This window comes from Actinoallomurus acanthiterrae (genome assembly GCF_054775715.1).
This window is the reverse complement of the sequence record NZ_BAAHCO010000001.1, coordinates 10,992,329-11,007,107: the sequence shown is the minus strand read 5'-3', so window position 1 is coordinate 11,007,107 and position 14,779 is coordinate 10,992,329. Positions and strand designations below refer to the sequence as shown.

The window sequence follows — 14,779 nt, the reverse complement described above, 5'->3', positions numbered from 1 at the left end:
TTCCAGCAGGGTCGTACGGTGGACGGGTGATCTCTCGTAGCGACGTCGAAGCGGCCAGGGCCCGGATCGGCTCCCGGGTACGCACGACACCGGTCCTCACGGACGGCGACCGGTGGCTGAAGCTGGAGCAGCTCCAGCACACCGGCTCGTTCAAGGCACGCGGGGCGTTCAACCGCATCCTCGCCGCGGCCGAGCGGGGCGGCCTGCCGGACGCGGGCGTGGTCGCGGCCTCCGGCGGCAACGCCGGGCTGGCCGTCGCGTACGCCGCCCGCGAGCTCGGCGTCCCCGCCGAGGTCTACGTCCCCGAGACCGCGCCCGCCGTCAAGGTGGCCGGGCTCAGGGCGCTCGGCGCCGCCGTCGTCCAGGTGGGCCGCGAGTACGCCGAGGCGTACGACGCCGCCACCAAGCGCGTCGCCGACACCGGCGCGCTGTTCTGCCACGCGTACGACCAGCCGGAGATCTGCGCCGGCCAGGGCACCCTCGCGCTCGAACTGGAGGAGCAGACCGGCGGCGTCGACACGGTCCTCGTCGCGGTCGGAGGCGGCGGGCTCATGGCCGGGATCGCCGCCGCCCTGGAGGGCCGGTCCCGCGTCATCGCCGTCGAACCGTACGGCTGCGCCTCCCTGAACGCCGCGCTGGCGGCCGGCGAGCCGGTCGACGTCGAGGTCTCGGGCGTGGCGGCCGACTCTCTCGGCGCCCGCCGCATCGGCGAGCTCGCCTTCGCCGTCGCCCGCCGCACCGGGGTGACGTCCCTCCTGGTGAGCGACGAGGACGTGATCGCGGCCCGCCGCGACCTGTGGCGCCGCTACCACCTCGTCCTCGAACACGGCACCGCCGCCGCGTACGCCGCCCTCCTGACCGGCGCCTACCGCCCCGCCCCAGGCGAGCGCCTCGCGGTCATCTGCTGCGGCGCCAACACCGACCCATCCGACCTAACGGAACGTGGAACTCTGAACACCACAGAGTGAAATCCTTGTAGCGTGAGCATGGTGGAAAGGCCGAGTAGGGATCTGTATCAGCTGCCTCCTGAGGGATGTTTCACGGCGGAGGACCTTGACTCAATCCCAGATCTGCATCCCCATACAGAACTGATCGATGGCCGTCTAGTCCTGGACGGGCCCCAGACCAATGTCCATATGCTGACGGTCTCTCTTCTGGTGACGGGACTGCGCCGACTCGCCCCACCCGACCTGCGAGTGCGTCAGGATATGACGATCACCATCGGCCGTCGGCAGCGGCCGGAGCCCGACGTTCTGGTGGTCCGTACTGAGGGTGAGACCGGTCTGGATCAGACCACTTATCGACCGGAACACGTCGTACTCGTCGCCGAGGTGGTGTCTCGGGACTCCGCCGAGCGGGATCGGGAACGGAAGCCACAGCTTTACGCCGAAGCGGGCATTCCGCATTTCTGGCGCGTGGAGCACACCGGATGGCGGCTGACGGTTTACGTATACGAACTCGACCCTGCGACGAAGACGTACGCGCTGACCGGGATCCACCACGACCGGCTCAAACTAACGGTGCCGTTCGACATCGACATCGACCTCACCGAGACCGACCGGCTTTGACAGGTGCCTGCCGCCGGCCCAGGTGAGCGCCTCGCCGTGATCTGCTGAGGTGCCAACACCGATCCCGCGGATTTCGCAGAACGTGGAACTCCGGCCACCGTGGAGTGAGCCCCGATCACAGGCCCTTGAGATCCGACGGGGTGTCCGGCTGGGCGAGGGCGCGGCCGGCGAGATACCGCCGTTCGGGGATGCTGGCCGTTCGGCGCGCGGCGTCCAGGTAGTCGGACGCGGCGCCGTCGTGATCGCCGGCGAGTTCCCTGAGATGTGCGCGGGTGGCCAGGAGCCGATGGTTGCGCGCCATCCGGCCGTCGGACTCCAGGGAGGCGACCAGCTCCAGCCCTGCCCTCGGTCCGTGCACCATCGCGACCGCGACGGCCCGGTTCAGCGTCGTCATCGGATTCGGGGCGGCCTTCTCCAGCAGGTCGTACAGGCCGAGGATCTGCGGCCAGTCGGTGTCGTCCATCGTGGGCGCCTCGTCGTGCACCGCCGCGATCGCCGCCTGCAGCTGGTAAGGCCCGACCGCGCCGCGGGGCAGCACCTCCGAGATCAGCGCGACGCCCTCGGCGATCGCGGCCCGCGTCCAGCGTGTCCGGTCCTGCTCGGCCAGCGGGACCAGGGCGCCGTCGGGCCGTGTGCGGGCGGGGCGCCGGGCGTCGGTCAGCAGCATCAGGGCCAGGAGGCCGGCCGTCTCTCCGTCCTCGGGCAGCAGCCGGCGCAGCAGGCGTGTGAGTCGGATGGCCTCGTCCGACAGGCTCGGCGCGGTCAGGTCCTCGCCCGAGGAGGCGGTGTACCCCTCATTGAAGATCAGGTAGAGGACGTGCCGCACCGCGCCCAGGCGTTCGCGGGCCTCGCCCTGCGGCATCTCGAACCGGATCCCACCGGATTTGATCGTCGCCTTCGCGCGGCTGATGCGCTGCGCCATCGTCGCCTCGGGGACGAGGAAGGCCGCGGCGATCTGCGCCGTCGTCAGTCCGCCCACGGCGCGCAGCGTCAGAGCGATCTGGCTGGGCGCGGACAGCGACGGGTGGCAGCACAGGAACAGCAGTTTCAGCGAATCCTCGCCGGCCGCCGCCTCGTCGGGGTCCGCCATCGAGTCCGCCGGACGGGCGAGCAGCTCGGACTGCGGCGTCGCGGCGAAGATCGCGTCCTCCCGCCGGCGTCGCGAACTCTCGCTGCGAGACTCGTCGATCAGGACGCGGGACGCGACCGTCAGCAGCCAGCCGCGCGGGCTCTGCGGGATCCCGTCCCGGGACCAGTGCCGCACGGCCTTGAGCAGCGCCTCCTGGGTGGCGTCCTCACAGGCGCCGAACCGGCCGTAGCGGCTGGTGAGCGTGCCGAGAACCTGCGGCGCCAGTTCGCGCAGCAGGTCCTCGACGCGCCGCTGGACTCCGTCCGTCACCGGTTCGGCCCTGACCTCAGGCGTCGTTCGCGGACTCGTGCAGGATCGGCCAGACCTCTGTCGGGTTCTGGTCCGCCCACGGCATCGCCGCGGCGAGCTCGTAGGCCCGCTCCTCACTCTCGACGTCGACGAGGTAGAAGGAGGCCATGTACTCCTTCGTCTCCAGGTAGGGACCGTCGCTGACGGCCGGGACCCCGTCCTTGCGCGTCACCAGCTTCGCGGCGGCGGCATCGGCTAGCCCGTACCCGCCGAGCAGTTCCCCGGTCGCCGTGTACTTCTTGTTGTAGGCGTCCTGCTTGGCGATCTCGCGCGGAAAGTCCTCCGCCGGGATGCTGGACCACTTCTCCTGGTTGCCGTAGATCATGAGCAGGTACTTCATCGCGGTTCCTCTCTCCGATGGATCACAGCCCGGCGGGCGGCCGTCGGCACGCCCGGCCACGCTCTCACCGGAGGAACGAAGCCGCCTCCACGTTCTCGACATGCCCCCGCAGGACTTCTTCCTACCGATCCGCCGGGCCCGTGTCGAGAAACCCGGATGGGCCCCGTTCCTCCTGAGAAGGCACCACCCGCAGAACCCAGGAGGAACGTCATGTCCACCACGCCCGCCTCCACGCGCACGTTCGCCGCGTCGTCCGCGTCATTCCTGGCGCGCCGCCCCGTCTGGCAGGTCGGCTACCTGTCCGGTCTCGCCGCCAGTGTCGCCGTCGAGATTTGGGGACTGGCCGCCCGAGCCGCCGGCGTGCCGATGAGGGCCGCCGGCCTCGGCTCGCACCACGCGACGCCGATCACCGTCGGCATGTTCGCGATGGGGACGATGGTCGTCACGTTCTGGTTCACGTTCGCCGTCATCCTCATGGCCCGGTTCGCGAAGAACCCCAGGCGCACCTACCTTCGTGCGACGCTGCCGCTGCTCGCCCTCTCCCTCGCCCCGCCGCTCACGGCGGCGGACACGGCGCTCTCGACCAAGCTCACCCTCGCCGCCGCGCACCTGGTCGCCGGCGCGATCATCATCCCGGCGGTCGCGAGGCGACTGTCGCGAGTGCGGTGACGAGCGCGGTGCCGATGTCCGGGCGCGGGGCCGCTCAGAGCCAGTCGCGTTTGCGGAAGACGAGGTAGAGGGACACGCCGGTGACGAGGAGGATGACGATGCTCGACACGAAGCCCCAGTGCTTGCCGAACCCTGGGTACGGGACGTTCTCCCCGTAGAAGCCGGTGATGGCGGTGGGGACGGCGATGACGGCGGCCCAGCCGGTGAGCTTCTTCATCACGAGGTTGAGGTAGTTGCCCTGCATGGCGATGCGGGTCTCCTGCAGGCTCGTCACGACGTCGCGCAGGCTGTCGGTCCAGTCGGTGGCGCGCAGGACGTGGTCGTAGACGTCCTGGTAGTACGGCGTCATCGGCGCGGGGACGATCTCCAGGTCGCGCCGGAGCAGGCTGTTGACGACCTCCCGCATCGGCAGGACGACCCGGCGCATGAGGGCGAGGGTCTTGCGCAGTTGGTAGCTGCGCTGCTGCGTGCCGGTGTCGGACATGCGCCCGGTGAAGAGCTCCTCCTCGAGGCCGTCGATCTGCTCGTCGAGCGCCTGCACCGCCGCGAAGTGCCCGTCGACGATCAGGTCGAGCAGCCCGTGCAGGAGGTAGGCCACGCCGTACTGGGCGAGGTCCGGCGAGCCGTCCCACCGCTGCAGGAGCCCGTCGAGGTCGAAGCCCGCGTCGGCGCGTACGGTCACCAGCGCGCGCTTCGTGATGAACGCGGAGATCTCCTGCTTGTCCAGCTTCGTGCCGTCGGCGGAGAGGTCGACGGAGTAGGCGTTCAGGAACAGGTGGCCGTCGTACCGGTCGAGCTTGGGCCGCTCGTGGTGGCTGACGGCGTCCTCGACGGCGAGCGGGGACAGGCCGAGCTCCTCGGTGATGAGGCCGAGGCCCTCGGTGTCCGGCGCGCACAGGTCCATCCAGACGACCGTGTCCGGCTCGGCGAGGTAGTCGCTGATCCGGTCGGCGGGAAAGTCCTCCGCCTCCAGCCGTCCATCACGCCAGACCCTCGTCCGCGGCTTCAGATCCATGATCTGAACCACATGCGGGCGTGCCAGGAGTCGTAGCTCACGATCTGGCCCACCAGCACGGGGTAGAGATAGTAGAAGTTGGCCAGCACGGTGAGGACGTACGCGCCGGTGATCGCGGAGCCGAACACCCGGCGTGCCGGCAGGGCGGTGGCCGGGCCGATGATCAGCCCCATCACCAGCACGATGGACAGCACCATGAACGGCAGCATCGGCGTGGCGTAGAACAGGAACATCGTGCGGTGGTTCAGACCGTAGTAGAACCAGGGCACCCAGCCGGCCACGAACCCGAGCAGCGTGACGCCGGCCCGCCAGTCGCGGTGCACCAGCCACCAGGCGGCCAGCACGAGCATCGTGATGATGGACACCCACCAGATGGCCGGGGTGCCGATGTCGAGCACCTCGCGGGAGCACGTGGGGGCGCCGCAGCCGGACGGCTGGGTGTAGTAGAAGGCCACCGGTCGCTTGAGGACCAGCCAGTTCCACGGCCAGGACTGGTAGTCGTGTTTGACCGTGAGCGTGGTGTGGAAGTGCCACATCTGCTTGTGGTAGTCCCACAGCCGGGGCATCGCCTGGAAGAACGCGGTCACCGGGTTGGACGCGACGCGGCCGCGGCCCCAGCCGCCGGCGTTGAAGATCCAGCCGCTCCACCAGGCGACATACGTGATGACGCTCAGCACGACCATGGACAGGAACGCGGGCACGGCCTCCAGGGCGAGCGCCCCGGCGTACGGGCGCTGGACCCCCGCGGCCCGCCGGGCGCCGACCGACCAGACGAGCGTCAGGGCGCCGAACGCCGCGATGTAGTACAGGCCGGTCCATTTCGTCGCGGTGGCCGTGCCGAGGCAGAGCCCCGCCGGGATCAACCACCAGTGCATGACGAACGGGCCGAAGCCGTCGTCGTCACCGCGTTCGGCGATCTTCCGGGCGAGCCGGGCCCGGGAGACGTCCCGGTCGATGACGATGCACGCGAACCCGGCCAGGATCCAGAACATCACGAAGACGTCGAGGATCGCCGTGCGGCTCGTGACCAGGTGCATGCCGTCCAGCGCGAGCAACAGCCCGGCGGCCATGCCGAGCAGCGTCGACCGCGTCATCCGCCGTGCGACCCGCGCGAGGATCAGCACCGACAGGGTGCCGATCAGCGCGGCCGAGAAGCGCCAGCCGAACGGCGTCATGCCGAACAGCCACTCGCCGACGGCGATGATCCACTTCCCGGCGGGCGGGTGCGCGATGAAGCTGCCGCCAGGGGAGAAGATGTGGAGATTCTGTGGGTCCTGGAGCAGGAGCTTGTCGGCGTCCTTGACCGTGTTGTGCTCGTACCCGAACTTCAACAGCGCGTACGCGTCCTTCGCGTAGTACGTCTCGTCGAAGATCACGGCTCTGGGCTTGCCGAGATTCCAGAATCGCAGGACGCCCGCGAATATGGTCACGGCCAGCGGGCCCAGCCACCCGAGCAGCTTGTTGCCGGGCATCCCGGGCGTGAGCCACTGGCGCAGTGAAGGTGGTCTCCTGCGCGGCTCGGGCTGGGCTTCGGGTTCGATTCCTGTCATCGCCACCACCCCGACATCGTACGGGCGTCAGCCGTAGTATTCGCGCACTTCACGGTCATGGAGCGTTCTGGAGCCGACCGAGGACCGCCTTACGCCCGGCTGTGCTCGAAGATGGAGAGGTGGAGAACACAGGGACGCTGACGCTGGCCGCCGCACCGATCGGACGAGTGGAGGACGCGTCGGCGCGGCTGCGCATGGCCCTCGCGGACGCCGACATCATCGCCGCGGAGGACACCCGGCGGCTGCGCCGGCTGGCCGCCGATCTGGACGTCTCCCTGACCGGCCGGATCGTGTCGTACTACGACGTCAACGAGCGGGCCCGCGCCGTCGAGCTCCTCGACGAGCTGCGGGCCGGGCACGACGTGCTCGTCGTGACCGACGCGGGGCTGCCGGGGGTCTCCGATCCCGGCTACCGCCTCGTCACGGCGGCGGTCGAGGCCGAGGTGCCGGTCACCGTCCTTCCCGGGCCGTCCGCGGTCACGACGGCGCTGGTCATCTCGGGGCTGCCCAGTGACCGGTTCTGCTTCGAGGGGTTCCTGCCCCGCAAGGCGGGGGAGCGGGCCGCGCGGCTGCGAGGCCTCGCCGGCGAAGCGCGCACGATGGTGTTCTTCGAGGCGCCGCACCGGCTCGCCGCGACGCTGGCGGCGATGGCCGCCGCCCTCGGGTCCGACCGGCGGGGCGCGGTGTGCCGGGAGCTGACGAAGACGTATGAGGAGGTGCGCCGGGGACCGCTGGGCGAGCTGGCGGAATGGGCGGCCGACGGGGTGCGTGGGGAGATCACGCTGGTCGTCGCGGGAGCGCCGGAGCGGACGGGTCAGGTCGACCTCGCCGAGCTCGCGGTGGAGGTGGAGCGCCGGGTGGGCGACGGGGCGCAGCGTAAGCAGGCGATCGGTGACGTGGCGCGGGAACACGGGGTGCCCAAGCGAGAGCTCTATGACGCCGTCGTAGCCCAAAAAGCGGATCATTGACCGTTATTTGACGTTCTTTTTGGGTAGTCGGCCGTGCGCAAAGCGCCACTTGGTGGGCAAAAATGAGTCGGGTGCGTATTTCAGCGCGTACGCCGATTCCCCCGGGGGTGACGCAGATGCACGAATCCATGATCTCACCTGAGACGTGGACGTACGAGTGCCTGGCGTGCTTGGACGAATGGCACGTCGAATTCGAGGTCGGACACTGCGCCGACGGGCACGGCGGCGAGGTCGTCTACTACCACCGCAACGGCCATCGCTGCACCTCCCCGTGGGCGGAGCTGTTCTGCCCGTCCTGCGGGTCGTACGACGTCAAGATCCTCCCGCCGGGCCGGCCGCGGAGCCAGGCCGTCCCGCCCCAGCGCCACGGAGAGCTGGAGATGATCTTCAAGCTCCGCCGGCTCCACGCCTACTGATCGACCGGGGGCGTGTCCCGTCCTGGCGCGCGGCGGCCCTGTGCCGCCGCCGTCACCCCGCCGCCGGGTACGCGGCAGGGCGCGGGACACGCCTCAGCGCCTGTCTCAAGGCTCTGAGGCGGGCCCTACGCCGGTACAACCTCGCCGGATGAGGGGGAGTCCGTGTCCGGCGTGTCGGGAGTCTCGGCCCCGTCCGACGAGCCGCCGCGGCGGGGGACGATCCGGGCCAGCTTCCGGCGGGGCTCGGCGGAGAAGGTGATCGCCGCGGCGATGCAGGCCAGCGGCACGGTCGGCAGGACGTACCGGTAGTCGAACTCGGCGGTGGCCGGCGGCACGAGCAGCAGGCCGGTCGCTGTGATCCAGGGCAGGAACGCGGCGCCGCCCCACCGCCGCCACATCGGGATCAGCCCGGCCAGGCCGACGATGAGGATGCCGCCCACCAGCGTGCCGGGCAGGTGGACGTGCCGCTGGTAGGTCCGGATGATCCTGGCGTACGGGTCGACGATGTCGGTGCGGGCGTCGCCCTGCTCGTAGGTACGCGCCTCCGAGGCGGCCGTGCGGTCCCTGCTCATCCGCCACGTCGGCAGGGCGGCGGATTTAGTACCGAACTGATACATCTCGTACGTCGCGCGGTCCGGGAAGACGGTCCGCTTCCAGCGGAACGTGAAAAGAAAGTCCTTTCCGACGACTTTCAGATAGTCGAGAGGCTGCGCCATGATCGCGCGCTTGGCGAAGTCGCTGGCGAGCTGGTTCTGATAATCGGTGAACCGCGCCGCCGGAATGCGGTGGAACGGCGAGTTACGGTCCCAGATGGCATCTTGGGAGAAGACCAGCGGCGTGTGCGAGGTCTTGTTGTTCTTGCACAGGGCGTACTCGGTCACCGGCGGTTTGATCTTGTTGCAGTCCGCGAACGCCGAGACCCGTGCGTAGAGGAACACGCCGCTGCTCATGGTCATGCCCGGCTTGCCGTAGTACGACCAGAACCATCCGGCGTAGGCGGCCAGCGGCAGCGCGCAGACCGCGACGGTGGCCGCGATCACCCGCCACTTGACCCGCCGGACCAGGAAGTAGACCACCACGGCGGCCAGCACGGGCGTGCCGACCGTACGCGTCAGCGTGGCCAGCCCCAGCAGCAGCCCCGCGAGGGCGCCGACCTTCCACGTCAGGTCCCGGCCGTGCCACAGCAGCAGTGTGACGATCGACACGAGCAGGAAGCCGAACAGCGTGTCGGACAGGATCAGGTGCTCGAGCTGGATCTGGTAGCCGTCGAACAGCAACGGCGCCGTCGCCAGGCTCGCCCCCCACCCCGGCAGCCCGAACCTTTTGCGCAGCACCGCGTAGATCATCACCGCGGAGGCCAGACCCATGAGGTGCTGGACCGTCGCGACGAGCATGAAGCTGTGGAACGGCTTCATGATCCACAGCATGCCGGAGTAGCCGTCCGGCCGGATCGCATGTGGATACGGGCTGATCGCAACATGAAGATAATCGAAAGAGTCGTTGAACCAGGACGCCGGCCGGTATCCCAGCGTGGCGATCAACCGGAGCAGCGCGCCCATCGCGAGCACCGCTGTAAAAATCTTGTGCCGGCGCATGAGCGCCCACAGCCCCGATCCGCGAACGACCGGCGCCTCTTCTGTCACCTGCTCATCAACCGTTGTGACCTGCGATTCCTCGTCGGATCGCCCACCGGTCACCACGGAAGCCCCGCCCCGCTCTCCGGCGTTCGTCAAGTCCGGACCGACCTTCCTGGACCCCACAGCCCCTATCCTGATATCCCCAGCCTGCCGTCGCACCAGCTCTCCATGTGGAGTTAAAGGTTGCGACTTTGCAACACGAGGTCGCTCGTCTGCAGGCATCATGGATAACACGCGCCACTTGTCGGAACACGACGAGGTTAGTCGAAAAACCCCCAAGCCAGTGCTGCGGGGTGATGGAGGACACGACGTGGAACTCTCCGTAGTGATGCCGTGCTTGAACGAGGCGGAGACGGTCGAGACCTGTGTTCGTAAGGCCCTCGGCTTCTTCGAAGAGCATGGTGTCGACGGCGAGGTCATCATCGCCGACAACGGCAGTACTGATGGCAGCCGGCAACTCGCCCGCGACGCGGGCGCCCGTGTCGTGCCCGTTTCCAGCAAGGGGTACGGCAACGCCCTGATGGGCGGCATCCGTGCCGCGCGCGGCACCTATGTCGTGATGGGCGACGCCGACGACTCCTACGACTTCACCGGCCTCATGCCGTTCCTGGAGCAGCTGCGGGACGGCGCGGACCTCGTCATGGGCAACCGGTTCAAGGGCGGCATCGCCCCCGGCGCCATGCCCCCGCTGCACAAGTACCTGGGCAACCCGGTGCTGAGCTTCATCGGCCGGCTGTTCTTCCGCAGCAAGATCGGTGACTTCCACTGCGGGCTGCGGGGTTTCCGGCGCGACTCGATCCTGCGGCTGGAGCTGCAGACCGGTGGCATGGAGTTCGCCAGCGAGATGGTGGTCCGCTCCACCCTCGCCAAGTACGACATCCGCGAGGTCCCGACCACGCTGTCGCCCGACGGCCGGTCGCGGCCGCCGCACCTCAGCACCTGGCGCGACGGCTGGCGCCACCTGCGCTTCCTGGCGCTCTACAGCCCGCGCTGGCTGTTCCTGATCCCCGGCCTGATCATGATGGTGCTCGGTCTCGTGGCGGGGGTCGCCCTGTCCGCCGGGCCGATCCGGTTCGGCGAGGTCGCCTTCGACGTCGACACCCTCGTCGGCGCCTCGGCGGCGCTGGTGATCGGCTTCCAAGCGGTGATCTTCGCGCTGCTGACCAAGGTCTATGCCATGGAGGAAGGCTTCCTTCCCCATGACAAACGGGTGCAGCGCATCATCGACTCCTGGAGCCTCGAACGCGGCCTCGTCGTCGGTGGGCTGCTCGCGCTCGCCGGTCTCGTCGGGCTGATCGCCTCGCTGTTCCACTGGCAGGTGCACAGCTTCGGGCAGCTCGATCCCCGGCACTCGCTGCGCATCGTCGTGCCCGCCGCCACCGCGCTCATCATGAGCTTCCAGATGATCTTCGCGTCGCTGTTCGTCAGCATCCTCGACATCCGCCGCCGGTCGCACCCGCCGGTGACCGACCCGGCGGACGAGGCCGCCGACGTGGTCGACGCCGCGGCGCACAAGGTCCGGAGCGAGAGCCAGGACGCCGAGCCCGCGACGGAGCAGCGGGACGACGCGAGCGCCATCGCCGACGAGGCGGGCGCCCCGGAGGCCGCAGACGACGCCGAGACCGTGACCGCCGAGGCCGGCGCGAGCGGCGAGGACAAGGCCGACAAGCCCGCCTGACCCACGTCCAAAAGAAGGCCCCGGCGATCCGCCGGGGCCTTTTTCGCGGTGAAAATGGATACTCGCGCGAGATTCGGCGTTCACTCAACCTTTTGGGAATGTTCAGCGTCTCTAATGATCAATCTCGTTGATCATCTAGGGACATCCTTCCGTGACGAACCTGCGCACCCCCGCGCCGCCGCGGCGGTACGACCCGCCGGCACCTCGGCGGCCGCTCAGCGGACACGAATTCTTCGCGGCGCTGCTCACCCTCGCAGCCGGCCTGCGGATCACCACGATGCTCGGCTACCGTCCGGCGCGCGTCTACTACGGGGACTCCTACGCGTACCTGGCCCTGGCCGCGCATCCCAAGCCCTCCTCGGGATTCCAGCCCAGCGGCTACCCGTTCTTCCTCATGCTGCTGCGGCCGTTCCACAGCGTCACCCTCGTCGTGGGCGTACAGCACGCCCTCGGCCTGGCCACCGGCATGCTGGTGTACGCGGTGCTGCGGCGCCACGGGCTCCCCGCCGGGGCCGCGGCCGGGGCCGCCGTCCCGCAGCTGTTCGACGCGTCGTTCCTGCAGCTCGAACACGCGGTACTGTCCGACGCGCTGTTCATCTTCCTCGTCGTCGCCGCGATCACGGTCCTGATGTGGTCGCCAGGACCGACCACCCGCGCCGGCGTCGCGGCGGGTGCCCTGCTCGCGCTGGCCACGCTGACCCGGACGATCGCGCTGCCCCTGTTCCTGCTGGTCCTGGCCCACCTCGCCGTCCGCCGGATCGGATGGCGGCCCGTCCTGGCGACGGCGGCCGCCGGCGCCCTGCCCATCGCCCTGTACGCGAGCTGGTACGCCTCCGTCTACGGCCGGTTCACGCTGGCGGGCGGCGACGGCGTCGCGCTGTGGGCCCGGACCATGACGTTCGCGAACTGCCGCCAGATCCGCCCGCCCGCCGAAGAGGCCCGGCTCTGCCCGGCCGGCGCCCGCCAGGACGCGGCAGGAGAGTACGTCTGGGCCGCCGACTCGCCCATCAACCACTTCCCCGGCGGGCCGGCGGCGGCGAACAACCTCGCGCGCTCCTTCGCGCTGCGGGCGATCGCCGCACAGCCGCTCGACTACGCGGCCGACGTCGCAGGGGACGTGTCGCTGGCGTTCCACTGGACCCCGGCCCGGCATCCGAAACGGGTCACCCCCGCTTTCGGCTTCGCGAGGGGCCGGTGGCCGCTGCCGGACCTTCCGGACGCCAGGAAGGCTCTCGCCTCCTACGACGCCGACGTCGGCGACTACCGGTCGGTGGAGCCCTACGCCGGCTTCCTCCGCGCGTACCAGTACCCCGCCTACCTCCGCGGTCCCGTCCTCGCAGCGATCCTGGCCCTTGGCGCGCTCGGAGCGCGGCGGCGCGCGCTGCTGCCCTGGACCGTCGCGACGGCCCTGCTGGTGCTCCCGGTCGCGGTCCTCGACTTCGATCACCGGTACGTCCTGCCGGTGGTTCCGGTCGCCTGCATGGCGGCCGCGCTCGCCGCGGCGGACCTGCGGACGGGATACCACCGCCGGGGCCTGCCAAAGCGCGCTGTCATCGGCGTGCGATCCCACTGATCGGCTCACCGGCCTGTAATCCGCCGCCCGCCGTACGGGACTACTTCGCGACCGACCTGAACCGACGCGAAGGACGGCAGGAGTGAACGACCCCGCCGAGAGATTCACCGCCCTGTACGACCGGTACTACCGGAACGTACTGGGCTACGTACTGCTGCGCGCCGAACATGGCGCGGCCGAGGACGTCGTCAGCGAGGTGTTCCTGATCGCGTGGCGGCGGCTCGACGACCTGCCCGAGTCACCGCTGCCCTGGCTGCTCGGAGTGGCGCGGAACCTGCTCTTCAAGCAGTACGACGTCGTACGCCGGCGGCAGGTGCTCACCGACCGGCTCGCGGAGGCGGCCGGCGACCAGGACCTGACCGGCCTGGACGTGGCCGAGCAGGTCGTGGAGCGCGACGCCGCGAAGGCGCTGCTGACCGAGCTGGGCGAGAAGGACGTCGAGGCCCTCGTGCTGGCGTCCTGGTACGGCCTCACGCCCCGCCAGGCCGCCCGGGTCCTCGGCTGCACGGCCGCGACGTTCACGGTGCGGCTGCACCGCGCGCGCAAGCGGCTGGCCAAGGCGGCCTCCGCCGCGTCCTCCCGAGGCCGCCCGGCCGCCCCCGGCCGGATGGCGCTGATCAACGAGGAAGCCCGATGAGACGTTCGCGCGAGACCGCAGGAGCCGCCATGAACCGCACCGCCGACCCGATCGACACCCTTCGCTCCCACGTGGACGCCATGGCCGAGGACGGTTACCGGCGGCGCCGGGACATCGACCTGAGCCGCGTCATGGCCACCGCCCGGCAGTCGGTGCGGAGCGACCGCCACGCCCTCCCCGCGCGGAACCGGCGGCCGGTGCTCCTCCTCGCCGGCGCGGCCGCCGCGGTCGTGGCGCTCGGCGCCGCGGTCGTACCGGGCGTGATGTCCGGTCACGCGGCGAAGCCGGGGCACGGCGGGTCCTCGCCCGAGACGTTCGATGCGAAGACCGTGCTGCTGACCGCCGCCGAGACCGTCGCCAAGGAACCGGCGGTGACCCACGGCCGCTTCTGGTACACCCGGATCCAGACGCTCGACCGGGCCAGGCAGCCCGGCAACGGGCCGAAGCCGAAGGGCGTCAGCGCGAACGGAATGCTGAGGTCGGGTCCCTACTACCCGTTCCAGGCCTATGTGAGCATCACGTGGGAGAACTGGGTTCCGTACCGGCAGGGCGACACCACCCGCGGGGTGGACAAGGACATCACGACCAGCTTCGCCTCGCCTGCCGACAGGGCGGCGTGGAAGCGGGCCGGCTCGCCCTCGCTCACGGACATGAAGCCGTACTCGTCCGACAACCATCTCAGGGAGGACCCGTTCCTGGAACTCGGGGGACCGAAGGGTACGTCGGCGGCGGACCTGCCGAAGCTGCCGACCACGCCCGACGGGCTCAAGGCGCTGATCCAGAAGGACTGGAACAGGCAGCCGAAGACCCAGCGGACCGAGCTGTCCGCCTACATCTGTGAGATGGCGGAGAACATCATCAACGCCCCGGTCACGCCCGCCACCCGCGCGGCCGCGTACAAGCTGTTCGCCGCCCAGCCGGGCATCCGCATGGTCGGCAAGATCCGCGACCGGCTGGGCCGCCCCGGGGTCGCCCTGGCCGAGCGGCGCGTGATCTTGTACCCGTACAAAAAGCCTCGGCAGGTCGAGGTCCACGTGATCATCGATCAGAAGACGGCGGAGATCCTGGGGTCGGAGAGGTACGACATCGTCGGGGGCGCCGTCGAGCACACCCCCTCGAGCATCACGCTGCTGACCGCGTCCGGGTGGACGAACCAGCTCGGCACGCCGGCCCGCGGCTGACACGCGGAGGAGGGGCGTGCGGCGCCGGTCGAGGGCCGGCGTCGCACGCCCTCGGCCCGCAGGCGAGAAAGTCCATATCGGAATGAGTCATCGGCGAGTGCCCCGTAGG

14 protein-coding genes are annotated in these 14,779 nt (G+C 69.9%); 9 read left to right on the top strand and 5 right to left on the bottom strand.

Annotated features, from left to right (window positions below):
* Positions 1-26 precede the first annotated feature (26 nt).
* Both ACYVF7_RS51870 and ACYVF7_RS51865 read left to right on the top strand, forming a co-directional pair.
* Positions 27-968, top strand: coding sequence for a threonine/serine dehydratase (locus tag ACYVF7_RS51870; RefSeq protein WP_460354553.1), 942 nt, complete (start codon positions 27-29; stop codon positions 966-968).
* 18 nt (positions 969-986) lie between these two features.
* Positions 987-1,568: a Uma2 family endonuclease gene (locus ACYVF7_RS51865; protein WP_460358559.1), complete on the top strand. Its 582-nt coding sequence runs from the start codon at positions 987-989 to the stop codon at positions 1,566-1,568.
* 115 nt (positions 1,569-1,683) lie between these two features.
* Here the strand turns inward: ACYVF7_RS51865 and ACYVF7_RS51860 are convergent, their stop codons facing one another.
* Both ACYVF7_RS51860 and ACYVF7_RS51855 read right to left on the bottom strand, forming a co-directional pair.
* Positions 1,684-2,967: an RNA polymerase sigma factor gene (locus ACYVF7_RS51860; protein WP_460354551.1), complete on the bottom strand. Its 1,284-nt coding sequence runs from the start codon at positions 2,965-2,967 to the stop codon at positions 1,684-1,686.
* 16 nt (positions 2,968-2,983) lie between these two features.
* A complete protein-coding gene (locus tag ACYVF7_RS51855; protein WP_460354548.1) occupies positions 2,984-3,346 on the bottom strand; it encodes a YciI family protein in 363 nt (120 codons plus the stop codon).
* A 210-nt stretch (positions 3,347-3,556) separates the two neighbouring features.
* On the opposite strand from ACYVF7_RS51855, the gene ACYVF7_RS51850 reads away from it, so the two are divergent.
* On the top strand, positions 3,557-4,015 hold the full coding sequence (locus ACYVF7_RS51850) for a DUF6069 family protein (protein ID WP_460354546.1): 459 nt from the start codon (positions 3,557-3,559) through the stop codon (positions 4,013-4,015).
* Between the two features lie 34 nt (positions 4,016-4,049).
* Here the strand turns inward: ACYVF7_RS51850 and ACYVF7_RS51845 are convergent, their stop codons facing one another.
* Complete coding sequence (locus ACYVF7_RS51845) at positions 4,050-5,030, bottom strand: magnesium transporter CorA family protein (protein WP_460354543.1); 981 nt, start codon at positions 5,028-5,030, stop codon at positions 4,050-4,052.
* Complete coding sequence (locus tag ACYVF7_RS51840; protein ID WP_460354540.1) at positions 5,021-6,580, bottom strand: dolichyl-phosphate-mannose--protein mannosyltransferase; 1,560 nt, start codon at positions 6,578-6,580, stop codon at positions 5,021-5,023. The genes ACYVF7_RS51845 and ACYVF7_RS51840 overlap by 10 nt, the downstream gene beginning before the upstream one ends.
* Before the next feature lie 119 nt (positions 6,581-6,699).
* On the opposite strand from ACYVF7_RS51840, the gene rsmI reads away from it, so the two are divergent.
* Together rsmI and ACYVF7_RS51830 are read left to right on the top strand one after the other, a co-directional pair.
* The gene (gene rsmI / locus ACYVF7_RS51835) at positions 6,700-7,548 is read left to right on the top strand and encodes a 16S rRNA (cytidine(1402)-2'-O)-methyltransferase (protein ID WP_460354538.1); all 849 of its coding nucleotides are present in this window, start codon (positions 6,700-6,702) and stop codon (positions 7,546-7,548) included.
* A 116-nt stretch (positions 7,549-7,664) separates the two neighbouring features.
* Positions 7,665-7,964 carry a hypothetical protein gene (locus ACYVF7_RS51830; RefSeq protein WP_460354535.1) on the top strand — a complete coding sequence of 100 codons (300 nt, stop codon included), beginning with the start codon at positions 7,665-7,667 and terminating at the stop codon, positions 7,962-7,964.
* Positions 7,965-8,089: 125 nt separating this feature from the next.
* Here ACYVF7_RS51830 and ACYVF7_RS51825 read toward each other — a convergent pair whose 3' ends face one another.
* Positions 8,090-9,607, bottom strand: coding sequence for a hypothetical protein (locus tag ACYVF7_RS51825; RefSeq protein ID WP_460354533.1), 1,518 nt, complete (start codon positions 9,605-9,607; stop codon positions 8,090-8,092).
* Positions 9,608-9,911: 304 nt separating this feature from the next.
* Here ACYVF7_RS51825 and ACYVF7_RS51820 point away from each other — a divergent pair, with 304 nt between their 5' ends.
* The 4 genes from ACYVF7_RS51820 to ACYVF7_RS51805 all read left to right on the top strand — a co-directional run bounded on the left by ACYVF7_RS51820 (position 9,912) and on the right by ACYVF7_RS51805 (position 14,670).
* On the top strand, positions 9,912-11,279 hold the full coding sequence (locus ACYVF7_RS51820; RefSeq protein WP_460354530.1) for a glycosyltransferase family 2 protein: 1,368 nt from the start codon (positions 9,912-9,914) through the stop codon (positions 11,277-11,279).
* A 151-nt stretch (positions 11,280-11,430) separates the two neighbouring features.
* Entirely contained in the window at positions 11,431-12,852 is a 1,422-nt protein-coding gene (locus ACYVF7_RS51815; RefSeq protein WP_460354528.1) for a hypothetical protein, read from the top strand.
* 82 nt (positions 12,853-12,934) lie between these two features.
* Positions 12,935-13,489, top strand: a complete 555-nt coding sequence (locus ACYVF7_RS51810) for an RNA polymerase sigma factor (protein ID WP_460354526.1) — start codon at positions 12,935-12,937, stop codon at positions 13,487-13,489.
* On the top strand, positions 13,486-14,670 hold the full coding sequence (locus ACYVF7_RS51805; protein WP_460354523.1) for a CU044_5270 family protein: 1,185 nt from the start codon (positions 13,486-13,488) through the stop codon (positions 14,668-14,670). The genes ACYVF7_RS51810 and ACYVF7_RS51805 overlap by 4 nt, the downstream gene beginning before the upstream one ends.
* Positions 14,671-14,779: the final 109 nt, after the last annotated feature.

What these genes read in the sequence shown, in the direction of transcription:
- ACYVF7_RS51865 (WP_460358559.1), top strand. Translation starts at nt 987, where the DNA reads ATGGTGGAAAGGCCGAGTAGGGATCTGTATCAGCTGCCTCCTGAGGGA.
- ACYVF7_RS51850 (WP_460354546.1), top strand. Translation starts at nt 3,557, where the DNA reads ATGTCCACCACGCCCGCCTCCACGCGCACGTTCGCCGCGTCGTCCGCG.
- ACYVF7_RS51845 (WP_460354543.1), bottom strand. Translation starts at nt 5,030, where the DNA reads ATGGATCTGAAGCCGCGGACGAGGGTCTGGCGTGATGGACGGCTGGAG.
- ACYVF7_RS51830 (WP_460354535.1), top strand. Translation starts at nt 7,665, where the DNA reads ATGCACGAATCCATGATCTCACCTGAGACGTGGACGTACGAGTGCCTG.
- ACYVF7_RS51840 (WP_460354540.1), bottom strand. Translation starts at nt 6,580, where the DNA reads ATGACAGGAATCGAACCCGAAGCCCAGCCCGAGCCGCGCAGGAGACCA.
- ACYVF7_RS51855 (WP_460354548.1), bottom strand. Translation starts at nt 3,346, where the DNA reads ATGAAGTACCTGCTCATGATCTACGGCAACCAGGAGAAGTGGTCCAGC.
- ACYVF7_RS51805 (WP_460354523.1), top strand. Translation starts at nt 13,486, where the DNA reads ATGAGACGTTCGCGCGAGACCGCAGGAGCCGCCATGAACCGCACCGCC.